Raw genomic sequence first — 26,156 nt, forward strand, 5'->3', positions numbered from 1 at the left:
AGATGTGTATAAGAGACAGGCGCCGGAGCGGCCGGGCGGGGCCGCGGCGCGGCCGCACGGCCCGTCGCGGGGGGCCGGAACGCCTTGGCGGGCTTGGGGGCCTTGGGCCTGGGCGCCTTGGCGGGCCTGGGGGCCTTCGTGCGCCGCGGCGCGCCGCCCGTCCTTCTCGCAGCCCCGCCGCGGGGCTGCCCGGAGGGCGCGGGGGCTATCGGGGACTTCTGGCGCGGCGTCGGCCGCATGCCCGGGTTTCTCGCCATCTCTTTGCCCTACGCCCCAAAGCCGAGGAGCTTGACCTCGCAGGAGAGGTCCACCCCGTAGCGGGCGAGGACCTCGTCGTGCGCGCGGCCGATAAGCGTCACGACGTCGGCCGCCGTGGCGCCGCCGCGGTTGACGATGAAGTTGGCGTGCTCGGGCGAGATCTGCGCGCCGCCGCACGTGGCCCCCTTGAGCCCGCACGACTCGATGAGGATGCCGGCGGAGCGTTCGGGCGGGTTGCGGAAGACCGACCCGCAGCTCGGCGCGCCGAGCGGCTGGGCCTCCCGGCGGCGGCGCAGGCGCGCCTCCGTGTCCGCGGTGATCTCGGCGCGCGAGCCCGGCTCGAGCGCGAGCGTGGCCTCGAGGATGATCTCCGAGGTGGGGATCGAGGTCGAGCGGTAGCCCCACTCGATGTCGGACCCCTCGTAGCGGTGCAGGCCCTCCCCCGGGCGCAGGACCACGAGGTCGCGGACGCGCCGGCCGATCCACTCGTGCCGCGTTCCGGCGTCCATGGAGACCGCCCCGCCCACCGTGCCGGGGATGCCCACGCAGAACTCGAGGCCCGAGAGGCCCGCCTTGAGGGCCTCGTTGACCACCTTGGAGAGCGCGGCGCCGGCGCCGGCGGTGACGGTGCCGTCCTCCCCGATCGCGACGCGGGAGAACTCGTCGTCGAGCGTGATGACGCAGCCGTCGTAGCCCCGGTCGGCAACGAGCAGGTTGGAGCCCTTGCCCACGATGACCCAGTCGACGTGCTCGGCCTTGAGAACCGCCACCGTGCGCGCGAGCGCGGCGTAGCTGTGGGCGGCGACGAACAGGGCCGCCGGCCCGCCGATGCGGTAGGTGGTCCGGCGCGAGAGGCGCTCGTCGCGCCGGACGTCGGCGTCGATGGCGCCCGAGAGGGTCATGTACGCGTTGAAGACGCTCACGAGGCGCGACCGCCCTCCCGCTCGCGCATGGCCTCGATGAAGGCAGGGCCCATCGAGGTGACGTCCCCCGCGCCCTGCGTGATGAGCAGGTCGCCGGGGCGGACGAGGTCGCAGAGCTCCTCGACGAGCTGGCGGCGGTTGGGAACGTAGGCCACGTCCGCCACGTGCCCGTTGCGCTGCACCGAGGAGACGATCGTCTTGCCGGAGACCCCGGGGATGGGCATCTCGCCGGCGGAGAAGACGTCCATGACGCGCAGGACGTCGGCGTGGTCGAAGGCGGAGCCGAACTCCTCGGCGAGGTTCTGGGTGCGCGTGTAGCGGTGCGGCTGGAAGACGCAGACGATGCGCTCGAACGGCAGGTCGGCAGCTGCGGAGAGGGTCGCCGCCACCTCGGTGGGGTGGTGGCCGTAGTCGTCCACGACGGTCACGCCGGCGACGTCGCCCACGTGGGTGAAGCGGCGGCGCGCCCCCTTGAACTGGGAGAGCGCTGCGGCGGCGGCATGCTCGTCGAGGCCCAGGACCGAGGCCACGGCGATGGCCGCGGTGGCGTTGGCCATGTTGTGGCGCCCGGGGTTGGCGCTGATGGTCACCGCGACCTCGCCGCCGGAGGGCAGGCGCACGGAGAAGGAGCTCTCCAGGTGGTGAGCCGCCTCGCCGGGCACGCAGACGAAGTCGCACGCGGGGTCGAAGCCGTAGGTCACCACGCGCCTGCCGGTCGAGCGCGCGAGCTCGACGACGTGCGCCACGTCGCCGTTCACCACGACCGTCCCCTCCTCGCCCACGAGGCCCATGAAGGTGCAGAAGGTCCGCTCGAGGTTCTCGAGGGTGCCGTAGTGGTCGAGGTGGTCCGCCTCGATGTTGGTGACCACCACGACGCTGGGGTTGAGGTAGAGGAAGGAGCCGTCGGACTCGTCCGCCTCGCACACGAAGTGCTCGCCCGCGCCGTTGCGGCCGTTGGTGTCATAGCCCTCCACGACGCCGCCGATGAGGAAGGACGGGTCGAGGCCCATCTTGTCGAGCATCGTGGCCACCATCGAGGAGGTCGTCGTCTTGCCGTGCGTCCCGGCCACGGCGACGGTGCGCTGGGTGCCCGAGAGCCACGAGAGCATCTTGGCGCGCGGCCAGATGGGGATGCCCAGCTCGCGGGCGCGGACGACCTCGGGATTGGTGTCGGGGATGGCCGTGGAGGTGACCACGACCTGCGGCGAGGCCGCGTCGATCGTGGCGGCCGCGTGGCCCACGGTGACGTCGATGCCGGCCGCCTCGAGCTCGCGCACGTAGTGGGAGCTCTTGAGGTCGGACCCGGTGACGCGGCAGCCGCGCTCGTGCAGCACGAGCGCGATGCCGCTCATGCCGGCGCCCCCGATCCCGATGAAGTGGGCGCTCGTGACGTTCTCGATCTCTGCCATCAAAACCCTCCGTGCTCATGGAACGGGCATCTCTCTCGACCCTCTACTGTAGCCGATGGGCGGCCCGGGGCGGGCGGCGCGCGACACTCTCCACTCCGTCTTCGGGGCGGCGGCCCCGCCCCCGTCCTTCTCGCCCTGCCGGGACGAGGCGCGGGGCGTTCGCGACGTTCTGCGGCGCGGGACTGTCGCCGCGGCCCCGCGCGGCGGGCGTGCGGGGCGTTCGCGACGATTTACGGGGCAGAAACGTCGCGGCGGCCCCGCACAGAAACCCTGCGGGGCGTTCGCGACGTTTCACGGGGCGCGGCCTCACGCGCGGGCGGCGGCCTCCACCTGGTCGGCGAGCGCGGCGGCGGCGCGGGCCTGCCCGAGCCCACGGGCGGCGGCGCGCATGGCGTCGCGGCGGGCCGGGTCGTCCACGAGCCCCAGGAGCTCGTCGGCAAAGACGGGCTCGTCGATGCGGGAGTCGGCGAGAAGGACGGCGGCGCCGGCGTCCACGAGGAAGCGCGCGTTGGTGGTCTGGTGGTCGGCCGTGGCGTGCGGGTAGGGCACGAGCAGGCTCGGCACGGCGAGCGCGGCGATCTCCGCGATCGAGGAGGCGCCGGCGCGCGAAAGCACGAGGTCGGCCGCGGCGAGCGCCTGCCCCATGTTGGAGATGTAGGGCATCACGCGCCAGCGCAGCTGCTCGGCGGGCGTGAGCGCGAGGGCCGCGACCGTCTCGTCGAAGCCGTCGGCGCCCGTGGAGTGCACGACGACGAGCCCCTCGCGCGAGAGGAGCTCCCGCTTGAGGCGGCAGACGCCCTCGTTGATGTGGGCGGCGCCGAGCGAGCCGCCAAAGACGAGCAGCATCGTCTCGTCGGGCCCCACCCCAAAGGCGGCGCGCCCCTCCGCGCGGCTCGCGCTGACCACGCTCCTGCGCACGGGGTTGCCGGTGAGCACCACGGCGGGCGGGCGCCCCCCCTCGCGCTCGAAGACCGCGCGCGCGGCCGGCACCGAGATGCACACGCTCGCCGCGTGCGGGGCGAGCGCCTTGTTGGCAAGGCCCGGCACCGAGTTCTGCTCGTGCAGCACGTAGGGGACGCCCAGGCGGTGGCAGCAGGTGAGCAGGGCCATCTCCACGTAGGCGCCAAAGCCCACGGCCACGTCCGGCGCGCCCTCCTCCGAGAAGCGCCGCGCGATCTTGGACTGCGCACGCCGCATGCGCCAGAGCGAGCTCGCGAGCGTCCAGGGGCGCGCGCGGTCGAAGCCCGAGACCACCACGGGCACGAGCTCGAAGCCCGCCTCGGGCACGAGCCGGCCCTCGAGCTTGGCCTGCTGCCCGAAGAACCTCACGTGGTGGCCGCGGTCGCGCAGCTCCTCGGCGAGCGCGAGCGCGGGGTTGATGTGGCCGGCCGTCCCGCCCGCGGCGATGGCGACCTCGAGGGTGCGCTGGGACATGTCTCCTCCTATCGTCTCCCCCTCGGGCCGCGCCGGCCGCGCAGGCGGTCCGCCGCGTCGGGCCCGAGGTCGACCCGTCTCCTGCCGCGCGCGTCGGTCGTCACCCGGCCCGCGGGGCGCTCCGCCCGGCGTCCGGCGCCCCGGCCCCGCGCGCCGCCGTCCATGACCGTGAGCCTCGGCCCCGCCCCGGGCGCCGCGGCGCGCTCCGAGCGCGGGCGCGGCTCCCCCACGAGCGAGAGCCCCGGTCCGCCGGCCGCGCCGTCCTCGACCTGCCACGAGCGGCGCGCGCCGTCGTGGGCGGTCTCGGGCAGGTGCGAGTGGACGGAGACCGAGACGATCATGCCCACGAGCATGAGGCTCGCGATGACCGAGGAGCCGCCGTACGAGACGAGCGGGATCGGCTTTCCCGAGAGCGGGAAGATGCCGATGACGCCCGCCACGTTGAGCAGCATCTGAATCACGAGGATCGTGGTGCAGCCCGCCGCGATGAGCCGCCCCGCGAGGTCGGGGGCGTGCCGCGCGATCTGATAGCCCGCCCAGCCGAGCGCCGCGAAGCCCGCGAGCAGCCCGAGCGTGCCGAGAAGCCCGCACTCCTCGCCGATGACGGCGAAGATGAAGTCGTTGTGCGCCATGGGGAGGTAGGAGTACTTCTGCTTGGAAAAGCCAATCCCCACCCCGAAGAGCCCGCCCGTGCCGAAGGCGTAGAAGCCCTGGAGCAGCTGGTAGCCGTCCCCGAAGGGGTCCGACTCGGGGTTGAGCATCGTGAGCAGGCGCTGGCGCGAGTAGTCGTCCTTGAGCGAGAGGCCGAGGAAGGCGAGCAGGCCCAGGGCGAGAAAGCCGAGCAGGATGCGCTTGGGAACGCCGGCGAGGTAGCCCATCGTGACGATGGTGATGCCGATGACCATCGTGGAGCCCTTGTCCGGCTGCAGGATGATGAGCACGACGGGAAGCCCCACGCCGATGCCCATGAGCTTGACGAACTCGCCCCAGCCGAGCGTGCCCTCCTCGAAGTAGCGCTGCGCGAGGCTCGCCGCCACGAGCACGACGGAGATCTTCGCGAACTCCGAGGGCTGGAGCTGGAAGCCGCCGATGGCGATCCAGCGCGTGGCGCCGTAGGCGTCGCCGGCCGTGATGAAGACGAGCAGGAGCAGGCCTATCGTCACGGCCCAGATGAGGTTGATGAGCCGGTCGCTCCAGAAGTGGTAGTCCACCCGGGCGAGAAAGACCGCGAGCGCCACGCCCACCGCGCCGAAGAGCAGCTGGCGCTTGAGGTAGTAGGCCGCGTCCCCGAAGTCGGCGAGCGCCGTGACCGAGGAGGCGGAGTAGACCATGAGCAGGCCGAAGGCCAAGATCACGGCCGTGACGGCGATGAAGACGAGCCGTGGCCGCATGAAGCGCTCGGGGACGCCGAAGAGGCCCTGCGCGCCGCCGCGTGCGCGCCCCTGCGCGCGCGGGGCCGGCGCGGGGCGCGCCCAGGCGGCCACGCTAGGCCCCCCTCTCGCCGAGCTCGGCCACGAGCCGCTTGAAGAGGCGGCCGCGCTCGGCCATGTTGGAGAACTCGTCGAAGGACGAGCAGGCGGGCGAGAGCAGCACGACGTCGCCCGGGCGGGCGAGCCGGGCGGCCTCGGCGAAGGCCTCGCGCAGGTGCGGCGCGGAGACGACCTCGAGGCCGGCCCCGTCCTTCTCGCCGTCCTTCGCGCCCTCGAGGGCGCAGGCGATCCTGGGGCCCGCCTCGCCGAAGCAGACGGCCGCGCGGCACCGCCCACGCACCGCGGCGGCGAGCGAGGAGAGGTCGGTCATCTTGTCGTGGCCGCCGAGCAGCAGCACCACCGAGCCGGGAGAAAAGCCCGTGAGCGCCTTCTCGACGGCGTCGGTGTTGGTGGCCTTGGAGTCGTTGACGTAGCGCACCCCGGCGACGGTGCCCGCGGGCTCCAGCCGGTGCTCGATCGGCGAGAAGGACCTGAGCCCGCGGGCCACGTCGGCGGCGGAGACGCCGAGCTCGAGCGCGACGGCCGAGGCGGCAAGCGCGTTCTCGGCGTTGTGCAGGCCAACGATCTTGAGGTCCGCCGCGCGGCAGAGCGCGCGCTCGGCGCCGTCGAGGCGCACCACGAGCTCGCCCGCGCGCAGGAAGGCGGCGCAGGGGCCGGCGGGCTCCTCGTGCACGGAGAGCCGGCAGACGCGCAGGCCGCGCCCCTCCAGGCGCGCGGCCGCGGCGCGGCAGAGGGCGTCGTCGACGGAGACCACCGCGAGGTCGCCCGCGCCGAGGTTGGCGAAGGCGCGCTCCTTGGCGGCGGCGTAGGCCTCCATCGTGTGGTGCCACTCGAGGTGGTCGGGCGTAATGTTGAGCAGCACCGCGACGCGCGGGTGCAAAAGGCGCGTCGTGGCGAGCTGGAAGCTCGAGAGCTCGGCCACGAACCAGCCGCCCTCGGGCCGCGCGGGGAGGGCCTCGGTGGGCGGCGTGCCGATGTTGCCCACCGCCTCGGCGGGCAGACCCGCCTCGCCGAGCAGGTGCGCGGCGAGCGAGGTGGTGGTCGTCTTGCCGTTGGTGCCCGTGATGGCGACCCACCGCTCGGGGCTCTCGCGCCAGGCGAGCTCGGGCTCGCCCACGACCTCGGCTGCGCACGCGGCGGCGGAGCGGAAGAAGGCGGAGTCGACGGGGATGCCGGGCGACGCCACGACGAGGTCGTAGCGGCCGGTCACCTCCTCGGTCCCGAGGACGCAGCGCACGCCGGCGCCCTCGAGCGCGCGCGTGCGCTCCCCCTCCGCGGACGCGGCGCCGCCGAAGAGCGTCACCGAGCGGGCGCGGAGCGGAACGAGCGACGCGAGGTAGCGGGCGGCGGACTCGCCGGTGCGGCCGAGCCCGAGCACGGCGACGTCGCCGAGATATGCCTGAGCGGTGGAACCCATATGAGCTCATCCCCTAGCCGAGCTGGAAGTACAGGGCAAAACCGAGGGCGGCGAAGGCCGCCGAGACGATCCAGAAGCGGATGACGACCTTGTTCTCGGCCCACCCCATCTGCTCGAAGTGGTGGTGGATCGGCGTCATCAGGAAGACCCGGCGGCCGGTGAGCTTGAAGCTCGTGACCTGGATCATGACGGAGAGCGCCTCGCAGACGAACAGGCCCCCCATGATGAGCGAGGTGACCTCGGTCTTGGTGAGGACGGCGAGCGAGGCGAGCGCCGCGCCCAGGGCGAGCGAGCCGGTGTCCCCCATGAAGATGGAGGCGGGGTAGCAGTTGTGCCAGAGGAAGCCCACGCAGGCGCCCGCGATGGCGCCTGCGAAGATGGCGAGGTCGAGCTCGTTGTAGCGGTAGGCGGCCATCGCCATGAAGAGCATGACCACCATCGTGCAGCCGCCGGCGAGGCCGTCGAGGCCGTCGGTGAGGTTGACGGCGTTGGAGAGGCCCGCCATGAGCAGGAACACGAAGACGAGGTAGAGCCAGGGCACCGTCACCTCGGCGCCGCCCACGGGAAGCGTGGTGGAGAGGACGCCCAGGTCGAGCGAGAGGCCGCCCGGGAAGCGGACCTCCGGCGCGATGCCGCAGACGTTGACCGCCACGAGGCAAAACGCCACCGAGATGACGACGAGCCCCGCCATCTTCTGGGAGGGCGTGAGGCCGAGCGAGCGGCCGTGGGCCACCGACTCGATGTCGTCGAGCAGGCCGAGCGAGCCCGTGACGAGCGTCACCACGACGGCGAGCACGAGCGCCGGGGTCCACTGGGCGACGAGCCCGCAGGCGACGAGCACGCCCACGAGGATGATGATGCCGCCCATCGTGGGGGTGCCCTGCTTCACGAGGTGGCGCTGCGGGCCGTCGGCGCGGATCTGCTGGCCCACCCCCTCGTGGCGCATGAGTCGGATGAAGAGCGGCATGAGCGCGCAGGTCACCAGAGCCGCGATGCCGATGGCGAGAAATACCTGGTAGGTGGGATAGGCGGGATTTCCTATCACGAGGCAAGCACCCCTTTCACGAAGCGGTCGAGGCCGGCGGCGCGGCTCGCCTTCACGAGCACGAGGTCGCCCTCGGCAAGGACGGGGCCGATGACGCGCAGGGCGTCCTCGACCGTGGCGAGGCGCTCCACGGCGTCCTCGGAGAGGCCCATCGTGCGGGCGGCCTCGGCCATCTCGTCGGCGAGCGCGCCGCCGACGAGCACGAGCAGGTCGACCCCCCTGGCGGCCGCGTAGGCGCCCACGTAGCCGTGCAGGCGCGCGGCCTCGTCGCCGAGCTCGCCCATCTCGCCGAGCACGGCGATGCGCCGGCCCGCGCACGCCATACTCGAGAGCACGTCGAGCGAGGAGGCCATCGAGGCGGGCGCGGCGTTGTAGGAGTCGTCGATCAGGCGGGCGCCCGAGGGGGCGCGGACGACGTCGAGGCGCATGCTCGTGGGCTCCATGCGGCAGATGGCGTCCACCGCGGCGTCGCGGTCGAGGCCCGCGCGCCACAGCAGCGCGAGCGCGAGCAGGAAGTCGTCGACGAGCCTGGCGCCCGGCAGGGAGAGCGCCACCTCGCGCGACCAGCCGTCGGCGCACGCCGCGGTGAAGCGGGCGCGGCCGGCGTCGTCGAGCGAGACGCCTGCGGCGCGCACGAGGTCGCCCTCGCCCGACCCCACGGTCATGACGTCCACGCCCGCGGGGCGGGCGAAGCCGTCGGCGATGAAGGGCGTGAAGTCGCCCGAGCTCGCGAGCGCGAGCGCGGGGCCCACCCCCTCGTGGGCGCGCATGCCGGAGACGACCTCGGCCTTGGCGCGGGCGATGTTCTCCCGGCTGCCGAGGATGCCGATGTGGCTCGTCCCCACGTTAGTGATCGCGGCGAGCGCCGGGCGGCACGCGGCGGAGAGCCGCTCGATCTCGTGCGGGTGGTTCATGCCGAGCTCCAGGACCACGACCTCGGCGTCCTCCGGCGCGGCGAGGACCGTGAGCGGCAGGCCGATGAGGCTGTTGAGGTTGCCGCGCGTGGCGTGGGTGCGGCGCTGCGCGGCGGCGCCGGCGGCGAGCATCTCCTTCGTGGTGGTCTTGCCCACCGAGCCCGTGACGGCCAGGACGAGCCAGCCGGGGTGGAGCTCGCGCCACGCGGCGGCCAGGCGCAGGAGGAACTCCTCGCCGTCGTCGCCCGCCGCGCGCAGGACGGCGCAGCCGGCGGCGCGGGCCGCCTCGAGCGCCTCGGCCGGGGGCTCGGCGGTCGCCACGACCGCCGCGGCGCCCGCGCGGGCGGCGGCGGCGAGGTAGGCGTTGCCGTCGACGCGCTCCCCGGGGAAGGCGACGAACAGGCGCCCCTCCCCCGCCTCGCGCGAGTCGACGACGACCTCGCCCGCGACGTCGCGCGCGCCCTCGAGAAGGACGGCGGCGCCGGTCGCCCGGGCGATGTCGGAGACGGTCATGCGTAGCATCTGCACTCCCTTGCGTACGTTCGGGGCGGCCCCCGCCACCATTCTACGAGACGGGGGCGATCCCCATGATCTGGACGGTCTGCTCCATCACGTCCCGAAAGACGTGGGCCGAGGTCTCGGCGGCGAGGTACGGAAGGCCGTTCAGGCCCACGTAGACGAGGGCCTCGGGGTCGGCCGCGTTGACGAAGCCGCACAGCGACGCCACGAACTTTCCCTCCTCGTAGCCGCCCGACTCCCCCGCCTGCTCGCCGGTGCCGGTCTTGGCCGCGATGTCGTAGCCCTCGATCTGGGCGTTTTCGGCGGTGCCCTCGCGCACCACCGTGAGGAGCATGTCGGTCTCGGCCGCGGCGGTCTCGGCCGAGCAGACGGCCTCGCCCGCGGGCCACTCCACCTCCTCGTCGCCGCGCTCCACGAGGAAGTGCGGCGTGCACGGGACGCCCCCGTTGGCGATCGCGCCATACGCCCGCACGACCTGCACGAGCGGGACGGCCACGCCCTGGCCGAACGACATCGAGCCCAGGGTGGAGCCGTCGTACTCGCCGAGCGTCTTCACGATGCCCTCGACCTCGCCGGGAAAGTCGATCCCGGTCTTGTGGCCTATCCCCCAGCGGTCGACCCCCTCGGAGAACGCCTTGGCGCCGATGACCTCCTCGGCGAGAAGCGCCATCGCGGTGTTTGACGAGCGGCGCATCATCTCGCGCACGTCCATGTCCATCTGGTAGTCGCGCAGGTCGTCGTCGCGCACGGTGTCGGAGCCCACGGTGTAGGCGGGCGGGACCGAGTAGGTGGTGTCCGGCGAGAAGAGCCCGTCGTCGATGCCGATGGCGGTCGTGATGACCTTGAAGATGGAGCCGGGCTCGAAGGAGCTCGAGACGAGCTTGAGGTTGAGCGACGAGGGGTCCGTGAGGTTCGAGAAGTCCGGCAGCGGCGTCGAGCACGCCGCGAGCACCTCGCCGGTGCGCGGCTCGATGATCATCGCCGAGCCGGAGTCGGCCATGTAGTCCTTGACGCCCTGCGCGATGGCGGTCTCGCAGGCCTCCTGGAGGTCGATGTCGATCGAGAGCACGAGGTCCGTGCCGTCCCTGGCCTCCGTCACCTGGGAGGCGCCGCCCGCGATGGGCGTCCCGTAGAGGCCGGTCTCCACGAGCATCTCGCCGTCGGTGCCCGTGAGGACGTCGTCGTACTGCTGCTCGATGCCGGAGAGGCCCTGGCCGTCCACGCCCACGTAGCCGAGCACCTGCGCGCCCACGTTGCCGTAGGGGTAGACGCGCCTGGTGTCGGCGAGGTAGTAGACGCCCGCGAGGTCCTTCTCGGCGAGCTCGCCCTTGAGGGCGTCGGCCGTCTCCTGCTCGACCTGGCGCCTGAGGTAGACGAAGGTGGTGTCCTGGGTGAGCAGGTCCATGTAGTCCTGCTTGTCGCCGCCGAGGTGCGCCACGAGCGCCGCCGCCACGCCCGAGGGGTCCGACACCTCCTCGGGGTTTGCGTAGACGGTGCTGCACTCCTCGCTCATGGCGAGCACGTTGCCGTTGCGGTCGTAGATGGTGCCGCGCTTGGCGTGGAGCGTGATGCGGTTGGTGCGCTGGCTCTCCGCGCGCGCGGCGTAGTCGCGGGCGGCGAAGACCTGGAGGAAGGCGAGGCGCGCCGCCACGGCGGCGAACAGCGCGAGGAGCGTGCGGCGCACGACGACGAAGCCGTGCGAGTCCCCGCCCGAGCCCGAGCCCCCCGGCCGGGACGCCCTCACGCGGTAACGCGCACGAGAGGCCTCGTCATACGAGGCCTCCGGATGGTTCCTCCGCCTGCGGCGGCTCTGTCGATCTCTGTCTCTCACGTCAAGACAGTCTAGTCCACGGCGGCGTTCCCGCCCGTGGCGTCAGTCGGCTGCGCAGCTTCCCCATCAGCGGGGGCCTCGCCGGCCTCCGGAGCGCCCTGCCCCTCGGCGCCGTCGCCGAGGTCGACCGTGAGGCGCTCGGAGGGGAGCGTCATGCCGTAGTTCTGGGTCGCGATGCGGCTGATGCGCGCGTTGCTCGAGAGGACCGAGCGCTCGACCCTCAGGTCGGTGGAGAGGGTCTGCGCGGACTCGATCTGCTCGGCGAGGGAGGCGTTCTGCTCGAGGACGGCGACGGTCGCCGAGGAGAGCACCACGCGCACGAGCCCGAGGGCGATCACGAGCGCCGCGACGGCGACGGCCGCGCGGACGCGGGCGACGAACTGGGGGCTCACGCCGCGGCGGGCGCGCGCGTCGAGCCCGCCGCCGGGGACGACCTCGAAGGAGCGGAGCGGCTCCTGCGAGGCCCGCTCGCGCCTTCTCGGCTCGGTCGCCGCGTCGTATGCGTATGCCTCAGATCCCTGGTACCTCATCGTCGTCCTTCTCGTGAGCGGCTGGTGCCGCGCCTTACGTTCATGGCAGGTACGCTGGGTACTTGAGGGTTAATTGAGACTATTCCTCGAGAGTTAGTTGAGCGACCTTAAGAGTTACTTGATTGTGAGTTGATAGTTCGTTGATGGTTCGAAGGTGGTGCGTTTATGCTGCGTTCTGATGCGGTTGTGCTACGTCTCTCGGTAGACGGCTCGCGCCGGCTACGTCGCTCTGGAGGCCCTCAGCCGGAGGCGTCGAGCTTGACCGCCACGCGCATGAGGGCGCTGCGCGACCGTGGGTTGGCCGCGACCTCCTCGTCGGTGGCGACGAGGGGCCTTCTCGTCCTGACGTCGACTATCGGCACGTGACCGCACACGCACACCGGGAGGTCCGGCGGGCAGGTGCACCCCTGGGAGAGCTCGGAGAAGACGTGCTTCACGATGCGGTCCTCAAGCGAGTGGTAGGAGATGACGCAGATCCTACCGCCCGGGTTCGCCCAGCGCGCCGCCGCCCTGAGGCCGCGGTCGAGGACGTCGAGCTCGTGGTTCACCTCGATGCGCAGGGCCTGGAAGGTCTTGCGCGCCGGGTGGCCGCCGTGCCTGCGCGCCGCCGCGGGTATCGCCTCCTTGACGATCTCCACGAGCTGGAGGGTCGTCTCGACGGGCGCCTTGGCGCGGCGCTCGACGATGCGACGGGCGATGCGGGACGCAAAGCGCTCGTCACCGTAGACGCGAAGGATTCGGGTGAGGTCAGCTTCGTTGTAGGTGTTGACGACCTCGGCTGCGGTTATGGTGTGGTTCCCCGAATTCATGCGCATGTCGAGCGGGGCGTCCTCGTGGTACGAGAAGCCCCTCTCCGGGATGTCGAGCTGCGGCGACGAGACGCCGAGGTCGAAGAGGAAGCAGTCCACCCCGGGGACCTCCGCCTCGACGAGCAGATCGTCGAGGTCGCCGAAGTTCCCCTTGAGCAGGCGCACGCTCGCCTCCGGGACCTCGCGCGCGAGGCGCTCCGACGCCGCCGTCAGGGCCATGTCGTCCTGGTCGATCCCCAGGGAGAGGCCATCAGGGGCGACGCGCCTCGCAAGCTCCACCGAATGCCCGGCCCCGCCGAGGGTGCAGTCGCAGACCACCTCTCCCGGCCTCGGGTCGAGCTCGGCGAGGACCTCGTCGAGCATCACGGGTACGTGCCGATATTCTCCTGTCAAGACCCTCACCCCCTAGTCGTGGAAGAGAAGCGCGTCGAGGTCGTCCTCGAGGCTCTCCTGCGTCGCGTTCCACTTCTCGGTGTTCCAGACCTCGAAGTGGTCCCCGGCGCCCACCACCGTGACGGCATCGGTGAGGCCGAGCTTCTCGCGCGTGCCGGACTTGGCCGCGTCGAGCCTGCCGAGGGCCACGCGACCGGCGGAGTCGATGTCGACCTCCACGGCACGCGCCCACAGCCCCGTCCTCAGGCGAACGTCATCGCGGCTGCGGGGATCGAAGTGGTGGTCGCCGTACTCGAAGAGCCCGTCGACGTACGCCTCGAACCCCTCAGGGGTGAAGCCGTTCACGCAACCGTTGAGCGGGACGAGGTATATCGTCTTCCTGTCGCCATCCACGAGCTGCTTGCGGAAGACGGCCGGCAGGGTGACGCGCGCCTTGGCATCCACGGACATCGGATACGACCCGGCGAGCATGTCACCCTCCCTTCGAGACGAGAAGCCTGCCCCGAACGGAGCGTGGGAACACTATACGCCATCCACCCCACTTTGCGACACTAGAAAACACAACGGCACACACCTCCGGTTGAATCCACCCTGCGGGCAGCCCACGCCGACACCGCGGAGCCCAAGATGTGGTGCAGCAGGCCCGCCCCGACCACAAGCGGGGCCGTGCCTGTTCGCCTTTGGGGGAAACATAATGTGTGGGCGCCGTGAAGGCGCAGCTCAGCGGCGCAGCGGCGCGTTCTTCTCGGCAAATGCGCAGTTCGCAGGCGGTGTGGAGCCATCCCATACGCGGTGGGGCGCCGTCCCACGCCCGCCCAGCAAAAAAGAGAGTAGCGCCCAGGGGGGCCAGGCCGCACCGCGCGACGAGCGCGCGTCAGCGCAGGCCCCGGCCCGCCGTCCTTCTCGCCCCGCGACTTTTACGCAGCGAGGAGCGGGCGAGAAGGGCGGCGGGCCGGGGCCGGTCGGCTGGGCCTACTCCCGCGCGCGGGGGTGCGCGGCGAGGTACACGCGCCTGATGTGGGAACGGTCGACGTGGGTGTAGAGCTGCGTGGTGGCGATGTTGGCGTGCCCGAGGAGCTCCTGCACGGCGCGCAGGTCGGCGCCGCCCTCGAGCAGGTGCGTGGCGTAGCTGTGTCGCAGGGTGTGGGGGTGCAGGCCCTCGATGCCCACCACGCGCCCGTAGCGCTCCACGATTGCATGGACCGACTGGCGCGAGAGGCGCCCGCCGCGCACGTTGAGGAAGACCGCCTGCGTGGGGCGGCGCCCCGCGAGCGCGCAGCGCCCCTGCCCGAGATAGGCCGCAAGGGCCGCGGCGGCCGTCCCCATGACGGGGACCACCCGCTCCTTCTCCCCCTTGCCGCGGACGCGCAGCAGCCCCTCGTCGAGGGCGACGGCGCGCAGGTCGAGCCCGCAGAGCTCGCTCGCGCGCAGGCCGCAGCCGTAGAGGGTCTCCAGGATGGCGCGGTCGCGCAGGCCGGCGGGCGTCCGGGGGAAGGGCTGGTCGAGCAGGCGGGCGGCCGCCTCGACCGAGATTACGTCCGGCAGGCGGGCGGGCTTTGCGGGCAGTGGGAGGTCGGCCGTGGGGAAGGCCGAGCAGATGTCGTCGGCCACCATGAAGCGGTGGAGTCCCTTGATCGCGGAGACGGCCCGCTCCACCGAAGACGGCGCCAGGCCCACGTCCACGAGCGCGCCCACGTGCTCCTCGACGAGCTGGCGCGTCACGGCCTCGGGGTCGGTGACGCCGCGCTCGGCGAGCCAGGCCACGTAGCGGGCGAGGTCGCGGCCGTAGGAGGCGATGGTGTTCTCGGAGCTGCCCCGCTCGACGGCGAGGTAGCCGAGGTACTCCTCGAGGGCGCGGGAGAGGTCCACGGCTCCTCCGTCCGCTCGTCCTAGGAGAGCGCGGTCACGTCGTGGCGGCCGCACCCCTCGTGGTGCGCGATCGCGGCGCGCACGAACTCCCTGAAGAGCGGGGCGGGGCGGTCCGGGCGGCTCTTGAACTCGGGGTGGGCCTGGCTCGCCACGAACCAGGGGTGAACGCTCTCGGGGAGCTCGACCATCTCCACGAGGCGCTCGTCGGGAGAGAGGCCCGAGACCACGAGCCCCGCCTCGGAGAGGCGGTCGCGGTAGGCGTTGTTGACCTCGTAGCGGTGGCGATGGCGCTCGTAGACGAGCGGCTCGCCGTAGGCCTCCTCGGCGAGCGTGCCGGGGACGACCTTGCACGGGTAGGCGCCGAGGCGCATCGTGCCGCCCTTGTCGGTGATCTCGGCCTGGTCGGGCATGATGGCGATCACGGGGAAGGGAGTTTCCGCGTCGAACTCGGCCGAGCTCGCGCCCTCCATGCCGCAGACGTCGCGCGCGAACTCGCAGACCGCGACCTGCAGGCCCAGGCACACGCCCAGATAGGGCACCTTGTGCTCGCGGGCGCGCCGGGCGGCGCAGATCTTGCCCTCGATGCCGCGCAGGCCGAAGCCGCCGGGCACGAGGATGCCGTCGGCGTCGCCGAGCACCTCCTCGACGTTCTGGGCGCCCAGCGCCTCGCCGTCCACCAGCTGGATGTCCACGTGCCGGCCGAAGAGCACGCCGGAGTGGTGCAGCGCCTCGATGATCGAGAGGTAGGCGTCCGGGAGCTGCGTGTACTTGCCCACCACGCGGATGCGCGTGACGTCCTCGCGCGCGTTTGCGGCGTGCATGGCGCTCGTGAAGGCATACCAGGACTCCATGTGGCACTCGCGCGACTCCAGGCCCAGCCGCTCGCAGACCTTCTCGTCAAAGCCCTGGTCGGCGAGGTGCTTGGGCACGTCGTAGATCGAGGGGCAGTCGGAGTTCTCGAAGACGCAGTCAGGCTCGACGTCGCAGAAGCTCGCGATCTTGGCGCGGATGTCGGCGTCGACCTCGTGGTCGGAACGACAGACGATGAAGTCGGGCTGGATGCCCATCGAGCGCAGCTCGCGGACGCTGTGCTGCGTGGGCTTGGTCTTGACCTCGTGGGCGGCGGCGATGTAGGGCACGAGGCTCACGTGGATCAGGCAGCAGTTGCCGTGGCCGGCCTCCTTGCGGAACTGGCGGATGGCCTCCACGAAGGCCTGGCCCTCGATGTCGCCGATCGTGCCGCCGAGCTCGGTGATCACCACGTCGGCGCCCGTCTGCTCCTCGATGCGGCGGAAGCGCTCCTTGATGGCGTCGGTCACGTGCGGGATGACCTGCACGGTGCCGCCGAGGAAGTCGCCGGCGCGCTCGCGGGAGATGAGGCTCTGGTAGATGGCGCCCGTGGTGAAGTTGGACTCGCGCGTGAGGTTCTCGTCGATGAAGCGCTCGTAGTGGCCGAGGTCAAGGTCGGACTCGTAGCCGTCCTCCGTCACGAAGACCTCCCCGTGCTGGAACGGGCTCATCGTGCCCGGGTCCACGTTGAGGTAGGGGTCCGCCTTCTGCATCATGACCTTGTAGCCGCGCGCCTTGAGCAGGCGTCCCAGCGACGCCGCGGTGATGCCCTTTCCCAGAGACGAGACGACGCCGCCGGTCACGAATATGTGCTTTGCCATCGCAGTACGACCTTCCCGTAGAATCCGTTCGTTTCCACGGGTCTTCATGGTAGCGCGACGACGCGGCGGCACCGCGACCGTTCGCCGAAACGGACGCAAGCGCGAAACAATGGGACGCGGGACGGAAACCTGACAAAGGTGACAGGGGCATCTGTCAGGCTAGAGGTAGCGCCTCCAGTCGTCCTCGCCCTCGTCCTCGGCGGGCTGCGCCGCGCGGGCGCGGGCGGCCTCGGCGGCGCGCTCGGCGCGGGTGCGGTACGGCGCGGGATTGGGCTCGGGGAAGGTGGCGAGCGCGTGCTCGAAGACCTCGAGGTTCTCGTCCGCGCGCCCGCGCGGGATCGCGAAGGTCACCTCGGAGGCGGCGTGCGTCCCACCCGCGAGCTCCGCGCGGAAGGCCTCCGCCACGGAGGCCGCGTCCCAGCCAAAGACGCCGCAGCCGAAGGCGCCCAGGACGAGCTTGTCGTGCCCGAGGTCGTCCGCGACGGCCATCACCAGGCGGACGCGGTCGCGCAGGGCCGAGAGCAGGGCCTCGTCCCCCACGCGGTACTCCTCGCGGGCGCGGCGGGCGTTGGGCGCGGCGGCCACGATGACGTCGGCGTAGGAGTGGAAGCCGTCGCGCTCGAAGCGCACGCGCGGCACCACGAGCGCGCGGTTGCGGTAGAGGTCGCAGTTGATGTTGCGCCGGCGGTTCTCCGCATACCAGGCGCGCTTCTCGGCGAGCACGTTGTAGAGGAAGCTCTCGGCGCAGAGGGACTCCTCCTGCGCCATGGTGCCCCTGTCGTAGCCGCCTCCGGGGTAGGTGAAGGAGGCGAAGTCAAGGACGGCCAGGTCGCAGGCGGAGGCGAGGCCGCGCCCGCGCGCGAGGACGGCGGCGACGGAATCCTCGTCGACCACGCTCACGGAGGGCACGCGACCCTCGACCGCCGGGCGCGGGGCGCCGTCGTAGGCGCGCGTGTCGGCGACGGCGCGGGCTATCTCGGACGCGAAGCGCCGTGCCATCTCGCTCGTGTGGCGCTTCGCCTCGGCCGCGCGGCCGCCCCCGCGGGCGTCGCGCCGAGCGTTCTTCTCGGCCATGGGTGCTCCTATCGTCGAACCGTCGTCGAGCACCCGTCATTCTGCCACAACGCGGCGCGGACGGCGAAGGGGCGGCGCAGAGTTTGGCGACGCGTTACAGAGCGCCCGCGGGCCGTGATGACAGAGGTGTCAGGGTCAACTGTTGATGACAAAGGTGTCAGGGTCAACTGTTGTGAAAGGTTCATGACAGTTGACCCTGACACCTTTGTCATCACCTGCCGGGCGTGGCGCGCTCGGAGAGCATCTCGCGGGCGAGGTCTCGGCTCGCGGCGCCGGTGTCGCCCGAGAGCATGCGCGCCACCTCGGCCACGCGCTCCTCGCCGGAGATCTCCGTGAGCGAGGTCTCGGGCACGCCGGACTCCCCCTCCGACTTGCGCACGAGGTAGTGCCGCTCGGCCGCCACCGCCACCTGAGCGAGGTGCGTGACCACGATGACCTGGTGCGTGGCCGCGAGGCGCGCCAGCACGCTCGCGAGCGCCACCGCCGTGGCGCCGCCCACGCCGGCGTCCACCTCGTCGAAGACGAGCGTCTCGCAGTCGTCCGCCTCGCCGAGGACCACCTTGCACGCGAGCATCACGCGGCTGACCTCGCCGCCCGAGGCGATCTTGCGCAGCGGCCGCGCCGTGAGCCCGGCGCCCGGGCGATAGAGGAACTCCACGCGCGAGGCCCCCGCGCGCGTCCACTCCGCGCGCGGCAGGCGCTCCTGGGACACCACGAGCTCGGCCGAGCCCATCTCGAGAAACGCCATCTGGGCCGAGACCGCCTCGGCCAGGCGCGGGGCCGCCTCGGCGCGCACGGCGTCGAGCGCGTCGGCCGCCTCGGCGAGCGCCGCCTCGCGGCGGGCGAGCTCGTCGGCCGCGCGACGCTCGAGCTCGCCCCCGTCGCTTGCGGCCTCCACGACCTCGCGCGCCTCCTCGCGGCGGCGCAGCACGTCGGCCATGCTCGGGCCAAAGGCGCGCCTGAGCCCCTCGAGCTTGGCGAGCCGATCCTGCAGCCGCTCGAGCTCCTCGGGGTCGAAGTCCACCTCATCGGCGTAGTCGCGCAGCTCGGAGGCAACGTCCTCCACGTCGATGAGCGCGCTCTCGAGCGCCTTGGCCCAGGTGCCGAGCGCGCCGTCGTAGCGCGCCGCGTCCCCGAGGGCCCGCACGGCGTCGCCGAGCGCGTCGCAGGCGCCGCCGTCGCCGGAGAGCAGCTCGCGCGCGCCGGAGGCGGCCGCCATGAGGGCCTCGCCGTGCTCGACGCGCGGGAGCTGGGCCTCGATCTCCTCGAGCTCCCCCTCGCGCGGGTCGACCTCGTCGATCCTCCTCAGGACGAAGGTGGCCTCGTCGAGGCGCTCCCCCGTCGCCCGGCCCATCTCCCGCACGCGCTCGAGCTCGGCGGCCGCCGCCTCGGCCGCCGCGAGCGCCGCGCGGTAGGCCGCGAGGGCCTCGGTCGCCGGCGCGCCGGCCCACGAGTCGAGCATGCCCACGTGCGTCTGCACGGAGAGCAGGCGCTGGTGCTCGTGCTGCCCGCAGAGGTCCACCGTCGCGCCCACGCGCGCCGCGAGCTCGCGCACGCTCGCCATGTGGCCGTCCAGCTCCACGCGGCCGCGGCCGTCGGCGGACACGCGCCGGCGCACCACGGTGCCGTCCTCGTCGTCGCCGGGGAGGAAGAGCCTGCCCTCCACCTCGAGCGCCGGCGCGCCCTCGCGGACCATGCCGGCGTCGGCGCGCTCCCCCACGAGGAGCTTGATCGAGGAGAGCAGCGCCGTCTTGCCCGCGCCCGTCTCGCCGGTGAGGACGGTGAGGCCATGCGCCGGCTCTATGGAGGCGTCGCGGATGAGCGCAACGTTGCGCACGTGAAGCTCGTCGATCATCTGTCCGTCCGCCCGCCTCTCTCGCCGCGCGCCGGGCCGCGCCCGCGCGGCGTCACTTTCCCACCTGGCCGTAGAACACGCGCGAGACCGAGTCGTAGAAGCTCTGCGTGCTGCGGTCGAGCAGGATGACGTCCCCCCTGCCCCGGCGGACCGTGGCGCGCACGCCCCGGCTGTGCTTCTCGCGCGGGACGGGCTGCCCGTCCACGAAGAAGTGGCGCATGGCCGGGCGCTCGGGGCTCATCTCTATCTCCACCACGTCCGAGGGCGCGGTGAGGAAGGCCCGCGCCATGATGGTGTGTGGCGCGATGGGCACGCACACCATGCCCGTGAACTCGGGCGTGACGATGGGCCCGCCGGAGGCGAGCGCGTAGCCGGTGGAGCCCGTGGCCGTGGAGACCACGAAGCCGTCCCCGCGCAGGCGGTCGATGTGCTTGCCGGAGACGGAGACGTCGAACTCGATCATGTTGCCCGCGCCGCCCCGCGCGACGGCGAGGTCGTTCAGGGCGAAGCTGTGCCGCGCGTACGTGCTCCCGTCCGGGCGCTCGTAGGCGCACTCGACGTCGAGCGTCGCGCGGCGCGAGACGTGAAGCTCGCCCGCGAGCGCGTCCTCGACGGTCGCGACGAGGTCCTCGGGGCCGGCGGCGGTGAGAAAGCCGAGGTGGCCGAAGGAGACGCCCACGATGGGCACGCCCGCGTAGCCGACGATGTGCGCGGCGCGCAGCAGGGTGCCGTCACCGCCGAGCGAGACCACGAGGTTGCAGCCCTCGGCCGTGTCCTCGGCGTCGGGAAAGAGTCGCTGGTCGTGCGCCCAGAGCACGTCCACGCCCTGGTCGAGCAGCCAGCGCTCGAGGGAGCGGGCGCCCTCGAGGGCGTCCGCGCGAGAGAAGTTGGGAACGATGAGGACCTTCACGCGCCTGTCTCCTCCTTCATGGTCAACGTCTCAGAGTGTAGCATCCCGCGCGGCGGCAATCGGCCCCGCGTGCCCCGGGAGGCACCGGCCGGCCCGGGACGGGACGGCCGCGGGACGCCCTGCGCAAAAGTCTCGCTCGTGCGAAAGAAACCCCGGCCCGTGCGCAGATTCCTCCTTGGTGCGTAGCCTTTTCCAGTCTGGCTGCCGAGCAGATTATTCTAAAATATAATTAGTAAATCTAATGCATTTACTCATACTGATAGGGTGCCTCGAAACGCGACGCACCAAGGCGATGATTGCGCGCGGGGGCGGGGCTGCGGCGCACGAAGGCGAAACGTGCGCCGGACAGCGCGCCGGGGCCCCTCGGCGCCCCCTAGGGGAGCGTCCCGCAGAGGAGGTACTCGACGTTGCCCTTGTGGCCGGTGATGGGGCTCTCGCACGACCCGCGCACCGCGAGGCCCGCGGCCTCGAACGCCGCGCGCACCCGCTCGAGCGCGGCGACGCGGACGGCCGCGTCGCGCACCACGCCACCCTCCCCCACGTCCTCGCGCGGGGCCTCGAACTGCGGCTTCACCAGCGTGAGGAAGGTCCCTCCCGGGCGCAGGAGCTCGAGCACGGCGGGCAGCACGGCCAGGACCGAGGTGAACGAGACGTCGCAGACGGCGAGGTCGACCACGCCCGCGCCCACGATGCCCGGAAGGTCCACGACGTTGGTCCGCTCGAGCAGGCGGACCCGCGGGTCCTGCCGGAGGTCCCACGAGAACTGGGCATAGCCCACGTCGACGGAGATGACCGAGGCTGCACCGCGCTTGAGCAGGCAGTCCGTGAAGCCGCCCGTGGAGCAGCCCACGTCCAGGCAGGCAAGGCCCACCGGGTCCACGCCAAAGGCCTCGAGCCCGCGCTCGAGCTTGAGGCCGCCGCGGCTCACGTAGCGGGAGCGGCCGCGCACGTGCAGGGGAATGCCGGGCCGGACGCGCTCGCCGGCCGACGTCATGCGCCGGTCGCTCGTCGAGACCTCGCCCGCCATCACGGCGCGCAGGGCCTCGTCGGTCGTGGAGAAGAACCCCTGCGCGACGAGCTCCTCGTCGAGGCGTCGGCGGGGCACGCTACTCCCCGTCGGGGGCGGTCGGCTCGGCGCCATCGCCCCTCTCGGCGGCGGGTGGGACGTCGGAGCCGGCGGAGCGGTGCTCCTCCACGAGGCGCGCCTCCTCCTCGGGCGAGAAGTCCGTGGCGTCGACGAGGCTCACGGCCTTGGAGCCGAGCGCGATGGCCTCGTCGAAGAGATCGAGCGAGCGCTCGAGGGAGACGTCCTTGTCGCGCACCTGCGCGACGATGTCGTCCAGGCGCTCGGTGATGTCGCCGAACGTCTGGTAGCGCGAGACGTCCACACGCGCCATTACGCGTCCCCCGCGGGGGCGTCGGCCCCGTCGGCATCGGCGGCGGGCTGGCCGGCATCGTCGGGAGCCGCGGCCGCGTCGCCCTCGGCCTCGTCCGCGTCCGCCTCCACGGCGGCGCGGGCCTCCTCCTCGCGGCGCGAGACCTCGGCGCGGGCCGCCGCGACGACGTCCACCCCGGCCTCGAGGTCGTCGGCCACGCGGCCGAGAAGTCCGTTCACGAAGCGCGAGGACTCGTCGGTGCCGTATGCCTTGGCCAGCTCCACGCACTCGTCGATCGTGATGGCCACGTCGACCTCGTCGACGTAGAGCATCTCGTAGATCGCGAGGCGCAGGAGGTTTCTGTCCACGCCGTTCATGCGCGTGATCGACCAGCTCGTGGAGCGGGTCGAGATGACGGCGTCGATCTCGGGGCGCGCCTCGTCGGCGCCGAGGGCGAGCCGACGGGCGTAGTCGTCGAGCGGGCCCTCGGAGAGGGCGTAGTCGCCGTCGAGGACCGAGAGGACCGCGCGTGAGTTGGCCTCCGCCTGGAACAGCAGCTGGAGGGCCTGGCTGCGGGCGAGAGTGCGCCCGCCGAAGTGAGTGCTCAAGTTACTCCTTGGGGAAGACGAGGCTGTCAATGCACACGTCGACGGCGGAGACGCCGACGCCGATCTGCTCCGTGACCGCATCGGCGACCGCCTGGCGGACGTCTGCGGCGAGCTTGGTGAAGGGGTAGCCGTAGAACACGGCGAGGTGCACGGTGAGGTGCAGCTCGTCGCCCTCGACCGCCGACTCGACCGCCTTCTCGGGGGCGACGCTCCTGCTCGTGAAGACCGAGATGAGGCTCGAGGCGATGTCGTTGCCGCCCACGGAGGCGACGCCCTCGACGCGGCGGGCGGCGATGGAGACGATGGTGGAGACGACATCCTTGGAGATGCCGATGCCAGAGACGTGAAGCTCGCTTTCGGCCATTGAGGACCCCCTTGTCGAACGGTTGCGTCCCACACAGTATACCCTCTGGCCGCGGCGGCGCGTGCCGCGACCGCGCGGGCGCGGCCAGAGTGACAGGTTTTGGACAAATGAGCCGTCACACATGGGTGGGAGACGAGTTTTGGACAAATGGGGCCCTCCCAGGCGGCCCGTTCGTTCGAAACGCGTCACTCAGGTCCGGCGCCGCCCGGAGCGGCCAACGCCGACGCGTCCCGGGCGCCCCGGAAGTGCGATACTGAGGAACAGGCGAGAAGAACGGGGGGCTTGCCATGCGGTTGGAGCAGTCAAGGTCGTTCTGGGCGGCGTTCGCCCTCCTCTGCGGGGCGGGCCTGCTCGGCGTGGCAAATCCGTGCGTCGGCGTCTTCGCCCTCATCTACCTGGTCATCGCGCTCGTTGCCTGCGCGATCTACCTCGCCCTGCGCTCGGGCGTCCGCAGGGTCTCGGGCGCCGCGGACGCCTCGTCGCGCGACGAGGCGGGCCGGACGGTCGACGTCATGAGCCGCGCCGGCCTCGGCTTCTGCTCGATCTTCGCGGTCTTTGCCGCCGTCGGCACCTGCGTGCTCACGATGCTCGGGCTGGACCCCGAGAACGGCGGGCGGGCGCTCCTCCCCGTGCAGCTTGCCCCCTTCGACGCGGCCCTCGACCTCTGGGCGCTCTCCGCCGTCATGGCGGTCGCCGCCGCGGTGCTGCTCGTGTCGGCCGGCGCGGACGTTCGCCGCTGGCTTAGGCGCGTGCGGTAGCCGCAACCTCTGGGCCGACCCCCCGCGCCGCCCTGGCACCAGCCCATAGCGGGCATCTGCGCGCGACGCGAGATGGGGCCTACTCCCCGTCCACGCGACGGCGCAGCTGCTTCACCTGGCCGCGAGCGCGCTTGGCCTCCAGGCGGCGCCGCTTCTGCGCGGCGGAGACGCACGTCTTCTTGCGCGGGCGCGGCGGGCGGGCGCGGCGGCGGCATATCTCGAGGATCTTCTCGACGCAGCGGCGGCGGTTCTGGAGCTGGCTGCGCTCCTCGCGCGACACCACGACGATCCCGGTGGGCAGGTGGCGCATCCGCACGGCGGAGTCGGCGGTGTTGACGCCCTGCCCGCCCGGGCCCGAGGCATGAAAGGCCTGGACCTCGCAGTCGCGCGCGATCTCGTCGGCCGTCTGCCGCGCGAAGGCGGCGTAGTCGCGGTATGTGAGCCCGTTCGTCTCCATGCGAGCATGGTAGCAGAGCCCGAGGGCACCACAGGACGCACAGCCGCATGCCGTATCATGATGGCCGTGTAAGCCTCGTGTTACGAAAGGGTCATGATGCCCCTCGCCCTCATCCCGCTCGTCGCCCTCTGCGCCCTCACGGCCGGGTCGGTGCTCTTCGTCCGCCGCTCCCTCGCGAGGGGCGGCCTCCCCCGCCCGAGCGCCTTTTTCTGGCTCGCCGCGCCCGCGCTCATGCTCATCGCCGCCATCGTCTGGTGCGGGAGCGGCCTCTACCTGGGCGGCGCGCCAGAGCTTCTCACCCTCTGCGCGGCGGCGCTCGTCGCCGGGGCGGCCGCGCTCCTGCGCGACCCGCTCCTCGCCGCGCTCGACGCCCGCGCCGCCGCGGCCGGCCTCCCCCGCCGGGTGCCGCGCGCCGCGCTCGCCGCCCTGGCGATAGCGGCCGGCGTGACGCTCGGGTTTCTTGCCATGGAGCTCCCCTACGCCGAGGGCGGGATCGCCGTGGAGCCGAGGTTCGCCCTCATCGAGGCGCTCCTCGTCCTGGGCGCGCTCACGTTCCTGTACTTCCTCTTCCAGAGGCGCGGCTCGGGCATCGCGCTCGGCGTGGGGACGTGCGCGTTCATCGGCCTCACGCAGTTCTTCGTCGCCAGCTTCAAGGCGTCCGCGATCCTGCCCAACGACCTCTTCGTGCTGGGGACCGCCGCGGCCGTGAGCGGCAACTACGTCTATGCCGTCGACGGCGAGGTCCTTCTCGGCCTCTCGTGCCTGCTCGCCTCGCTCGCGCCCTGCGCGCTCGTGCTCCCCGTCCCGGCCGAGGGCCGCGCCGGCCGCGCGCGCTCCGCCGCCGCCAACCTCGCCGCCGCGTGCCTCGCCTTCGTCGCGCTCTGGGCGGGCGTCGCAGTCCCGAGCTACTTCGACGACCTCGGGGTGGGCATGGAGTACTGGTACACGCTCACCTACTACCGCAGGCAGGGCTTCCTCACGTCCTTCGTCGCCGTGGCGCAGGACCTGCCCGTCGAGGAGCCCGAGGGCTACTCCGCCTCCGCCGCGCGCGGCCTCGAGGCCTCCTACGCCGCGAGCTACGACGAGACGCGCGGCGCCGCGGCCGGGCGAGCCGCCGCGACGGCGCAGTTCGATGAGGCCCGCCCCACCGTCATCTGCATCATGAACGAGACCTTCGCCGACCTCTCCTGCCTGGACGGGGCCAGCTGGGGCTACGAGGGGCTCGAATACCTGGGGCAGATCCCGGGGCGCATCCTCGCGGGCGACCTCTCGGTCTCCGTGATCGGCGGCGGGACCTGCAACTCCGAGTTCGAGTTCATCACGGGCATCCCGCTCGCCTACGTGGGCGACGGCAAGTACCCCTACTCGCTCTACGACCTCTCCGAGGCCCCGAGCCTCGCCCGGCAGCTCTCGGCGCTCGGCTACCGCGCCACGGCGATGCACCCCAACTACGCCACCAACTGGAACCGCGACCGCGTCTACGAGGCGCTCGGCTTCGACGAGTTCCTGACCATCGACGACTTCCCCGGGGCGGAGTGGTACCACAGCGGCGTGTCCGACGCCGAGACCTACGAGCGCATCCTACGCCTGCTCGACGAGGACGCGGGGCCGCAGCTCATCTTCGACGTGACCATGCAGAACCACTCGAGCTACGACCAGAACAACATCGGCGCGGTGGAGCAGTACCAGGTCGACGGCGTGAGCGCCTACGACAGCGCCCGCCTCTCCGAGTACCTGGGCTGCATCGCCGAGTCCGAGCGGGCGCTCGAGGGGCTCATCTCCGCGCTCGAGGGGCTCGAGCGCCCCGTGGTGGTGCTGTTCTTCGGCGACCACCAGCCCGCGCTCTCCTCCATCGTGAACGACGCGCTGTACCCGGACGAGTCCGACGAGCTGGCCCACAACCTGAGAGTCCACGAGACCACGTACTTCGTCTGGGCCAACTACGACATCGCCGGCGCGGGAGAGCTTGACGAGGAGGCCACAAGCGTGTGCTACCTCGGGGCCCTGCTCGCCGAGAGGATCGGCGCGCCCCTCACGGACTACCAGAAGGCCCAGCTCGTCGCCTGGGAGGAGATGCCCGCGCTCAGCCTGCTTGGCGCGCGCGGCGCGGACGGCACGTGGACCCCGCTCGACGAGGCCGGCGCGCTCCCGGACGTCTATGACGACCTCGCGCAGATGAGCTACCTGGAGTTCGCGAGCAAGCTGGAGTAGCGCCGGTGCGCCCGGCGTTGCGGAATCGGGGG

At 72.1% G+C, this 26,156-nt stretch carries 22 protein-coding genes and 1 pseudogene; 2 read left to right on the forward strand and 21 right to left on the reverse strand.

Annotated features, from left to right (window positions below):
• Positions 1-266: 266 nt before the first annotated feature.
• The 20 genes from murB to H6A23_RS09580 form a co-directional block, all read right to left on the reverse strand.
• Positions 267-1,181, reverse strand: coding sequence for a UDP-N-acetylmuramate dehydrogenase (gene murB, locus H6A23_RS09485; protein WP_204831945.1), 915 nt, complete (start codon positions 1,179-1,181; stop codon positions 267-269).
• Positions 1,178-2,590 carry a UDP-N-acetylmuramate--L-alanine ligase gene (gene murC, locus H6A23_RS09490; RefSeq protein ID WP_204831946.1) on the reverse strand — a complete coding sequence of 471 codons (1,413 nt, stop codon included), beginning with the start codon at positions 2,588-2,590 and terminating at the stop codon, positions 1,178-1,180. Before murC ends, murB begins: the two co-directional genes overlap by 4 nt.
• Before the next feature lie 306 nt (positions 2,591-2,896).
• Positions 2,897-4,024 carry an undecaprenyldiphospho-muramoylpentapeptide beta-N-acetylglucosaminyltransferase gene (gene murG / locus H6A23_RS09495; RefSeq protein WP_204831947.1) on the reverse strand — a complete coding sequence of 376 codons (1,128 nt, stop codon included), beginning with the start codon at positions 4,022-4,024 and terminating at the stop codon, positions 2,897-2,899.
• 8 nt (positions 4,025-4,032) lie between these two features.
• On the reverse strand, positions 4,033-5,508 hold the full coding sequence (gene ftsW, locus H6A23_RS09500) for a putative lipid II flippase FtsW (protein ID WP_353653053.1): 1,476 nt from the start codon (positions 5,506-5,508) through the stop codon (positions 4,033-4,035).
• 1 nt (position 5,509) lies between these two features.
• Entirely contained in the window at positions 5,510-6,931 is a 1,422-nt protein-coding gene (murD, locus tag H6A23_RS09505) for a UDP-N-acetylmuramoyl-L-alanine--D-glutamate ligase (RefSeq protein WP_204831948.1), read from the reverse strand.
• 13 nt (positions 6,932-6,944) lie between these two features.
• Positions 6,945-7,976 carry a phospho-N-acetylmuramoyl-pentapeptide-transferase gene (mraY, locus tag H6A23_RS09510; RefSeq protein WP_204831949.1) on the reverse strand — a complete coding sequence of 344 codons (1,032 nt, stop codon included), beginning with the start codon at positions 7,974-7,976 and terminating at the stop codon, positions 6,945-6,947.
• Positions 7,973-9,412, reverse strand: coding sequence for a UDP-N-acetylmuramoyl-tripeptide--D-alanyl-D-alanine ligase (locus tag H6A23_RS09515; RefSeq protein ID WP_204831950.1), 1,440 nt, complete (start codon positions 9,410-9,412; stop codon positions 7,973-7,975). Before H6A23_RS09515 ends, mraY begins: the two co-directional genes overlap by 4 nt.
• A gap of 43 nt (positions 9,413-9,455) precedes the next feature.
• Positions 9,456-11,240, reverse strand: a complete 1,785-nt coding sequence (locus H6A23_RS09520; protein ID WP_204831951.1) for a peptidoglycan D,D-transpeptidase FtsI family protein — start codon at positions 11,238-11,240, stop codon at positions 9,456-9,458.
• Positions 11,241-11,251: 11 nt separating this feature from the next.
• Complete coding sequence (gene ftsL, locus H6A23_RS09525; protein ID WP_204831952.1) at positions 11,252-11,770, reverse strand: cell division protein FtsL; 519 nt, start codon at positions 11,768-11,770, stop codon at positions 11,252-11,254.
• 239 nt (positions 11,771-12,009) lie between these two features.
• Positions 12,010-12,972, reverse strand: a complete 963-nt coding sequence (gene rsmH / locus H6A23_RS09530) for a 16S rRNA (cytosine(1402)-N(4))-methyltransferase RsmH (protein WP_204831953.1) — start codon at positions 12,970-12,972, stop codon at positions 12,010-12,012.
• Positions 12,973-12,984: 12 nt separating this feature from the next.
• Positions 12,985-13,443, reverse strand: coding sequence for a division/cell wall cluster transcriptional repressor MraZ (locus H6A23_RS09535; RefSeq protein ID WP_204831954.1), 459 nt, complete (start codon positions 13,441-13,443; stop codon positions 12,985-12,987).
• 501 nt (positions 13,444-13,944) lie between these two features.
• Complete coding sequence (locus H6A23_RS09540) at positions 13,945-14,841, reverse strand: site-specific tyrosine recombinase (RefSeq protein ID WP_204831955.1); 897 nt, start codon at positions 14,839-14,841, stop codon at positions 13,945-13,947.
• Between the two features lie 20 nt (positions 14,842-14,861).
• Positions 14,862-16,511 (reverse strand): CTP synthase, encoded by a 1,650-nt coding sequence (locus tag H6A23_RS09545; RefSeq protein WP_204831956.1) that lies wholly within the window; start codon positions 16,509-16,511, stop codon positions 14,862-14,864.
• A gap of 159 nt (positions 16,512-16,670) precedes the next feature.
• Entirely contained in the window at positions 16,671-17,585 is a 915-nt protein-coding gene (locus tag H6A23_RS09550; protein ID WP_204831957.1) for a TIGR02452 family protein, read from the reverse strand.
• A 211-nt stretch (positions 17,586-17,796) separates the two neighbouring features.
• A complete protein-coding gene (recN, locus tag H6A23_RS09555; protein ID WP_204831958.1) occupies positions 17,797-19,440 on the reverse strand; it encodes a DNA repair protein RecN in 1,644 nt (547 codons plus the stop codon).
• 52 nt (positions 19,441-19,492) lie between these two features.
• A complete protein-coding gene (locus H6A23_RS09560) occupies positions 19,493-20,350 on the reverse strand; it encodes an NAD(+)/NADH kinase (RefSeq protein ID WP_204831959.1) in 858 nt (285 codons plus the stop codon).
• 373 nt (positions 20,351-20,723) lie between these two features.
• Positions 20,724-21,455, reverse strand: a complete 732-nt coding sequence (locus H6A23_RS09565) for a TlyA family RNA methyltransferase (protein ID WP_353653054.1) — start codon at positions 21,453-21,455, stop codon at positions 20,724-20,726.
• A gap of 1 nt (position 21,456) precedes the next feature.
• A complete protein-coding gene (locus tag H6A23_RS09570) occupies positions 21,457-21,747 on the reverse strand; it encodes an exodeoxyribonuclease VII small subunit (RefSeq protein WP_286165937.1) in 291 nt (96 codons plus the stop codon).
• Positions 21,747-22,334: a transcription antitermination factor NusB gene (gene nusB, locus H6A23_RS09575; RefSeq protein WP_286165938.1), complete on the reverse strand. Its 588-nt coding sequence runs from the start codon at positions 22,332-22,334 to the stop codon at positions 21,747-21,749. The genes H6A23_RS09570 and nusB overlap by 1 nt, the downstream gene beginning before the upstream one ends.
• A gap of 1 nt (position 22,335) precedes the next feature.
• Entirely contained in the window at positions 22,336-22,698 is a 363-nt protein-coding gene (locus H6A23_RS09580; RefSeq protein ID WP_204831962.1) for an Asp23/Gls24 family envelope stress response protein, read from the reverse strand.
• A gap of 287 nt (positions 22,699-22,985) precedes the next feature.
• Here H6A23_RS09580 and H6A23_RS09585 point away from each other — a divergent pair, with 287 nt between their 5' ends.
• Positions 22,986-23,456 (forward strand): hypothetical protein, encoded by a 471-nt coding sequence (locus H6A23_RS09585; RefSeq protein ID WP_204831963.1) that lies wholly within the window; start codon positions 22,986-22,988, stop codon positions 23,454-23,456.
• A gap of 79 nt (positions 23,457-23,535) precedes the next feature.
• Here the strand turns inward: H6A23_RS09585 and H6A23_RS09590 are convergent.
• Positions 23,536-23,853 (reverse strand): annotated as a pseudogene (locus H6A23_RS09590) (peptide chain release factor-like protein); the annotation flags it as partial.
• Positions 23,854-24,009: 156 nt separating this feature from the next.
• Between H6A23_RS09590 and H6A23_RS09595 the strand changes: the two are divergent.
• Entirely contained in the window at positions 24,010-26,124 is a 2,115-nt protein-coding gene (locus tag H6A23_RS09595; RefSeq protein WP_204831965.1) for an LTA synthase family protein, read from the forward strand.
• Positions 26,125-26,156: the final 32 nt, after the last annotated feature.

Source organism: Olsenella uli (assembly GCF_016900775.1).
Classification (GTDB): domain Bacteria; phylum Actinomycetota; class Coriobacteriia; order Coriobacteriales; family Atopobiaceae; genus Thermophilibacter; species Thermophilibacter uli_A.

Coding starts and splice junctions, on each gene's coding strand:
- recN (WP_204831958.1), bottom strand. CDS start 19,440: ATGATCGACGAGCTTCACGTGCGCAACGTTGCGCTCATCCGCGACGCC.
- murD (WP_204831948.1), bottom strand. CDS start 6,931: ATGGGTTCCACCGCTCAGGCATATCTCGGCGACGTCGCCGTGCTCGGG.
- H6A23_RS09580 (WP_204831962.1), bottom strand. CDS start 22,698: ATGGCCGAAAGCGAGCTTCACGTCTCTGGCATCGGCATCTCCAAGGAT.
- H6A23_RS09585 (WP_204831963.1), top strand. CDS start 22,986: ATGCGGTTGGAGCAGTCAAGGTCGTTCTGGGCGGCGTTCGCCCTCCTC.
- murC (WP_204831946.1), bottom strand. CDS start 2,590: ATGGCAGAGATCGAGAACGTCACGAGCGCCCACTTCATCGGGATCGGG.
- H6A23_RS09550 (WP_204831957.1), bottom strand. CDS start 17,585: ATGGCCGAGAAGAACGCTCGGCGCGACGCCCGCGGGGGCGGCCGCGCG.
- H6A23_RS09595 (WP_204831965.1), top strand. CDS start 24,010: ATGCCCCTCGCCCTCATCCCGCTCGTCGCCCTCTGCGCCCTCACGGCC.
- H6A23_RS09545 (WP_204831956.1), bottom strand. CDS start 16,511: ATGGCAAAGCACATATTCGTGACCGGCGGCGTCGTCTCGTCTCTGGGA.
- ftsL (WP_204831952.1), bottom strand. CDS start 11,770: ATGAGGTACCAGGGATCTGAGGCATACGCATACGACGCGGCGACCGAG.
- H6A23_RS09535 (WP_204831954.1), bottom strand. CDS start 13,443: ATGCTCGCCGGGTCGTATCCGATGTCCGTGGATGCCAAGGCGCGCGTC.
- H6A23_RS09570 (WP_286165937.1), bottom strand. CDS start 21,747: ATGGCGCGTGTGGACGTCTCGCGCTACCAGACGTTCGGCGACATCACC.
- H6A23_RS09515 (WP_204831950.1), bottom strand. CDS start 9,412: ATGCTACGCATGACCGTCTCCGACATCGCCCGGGCGACCGGCGCCGCC.
- murG (WP_204831947.1), bottom strand. CDS start 4,024: ATGTCCCAGCGCACCCTCGAGGTCGCCATCGCCGCGGGCGGGACGGCC.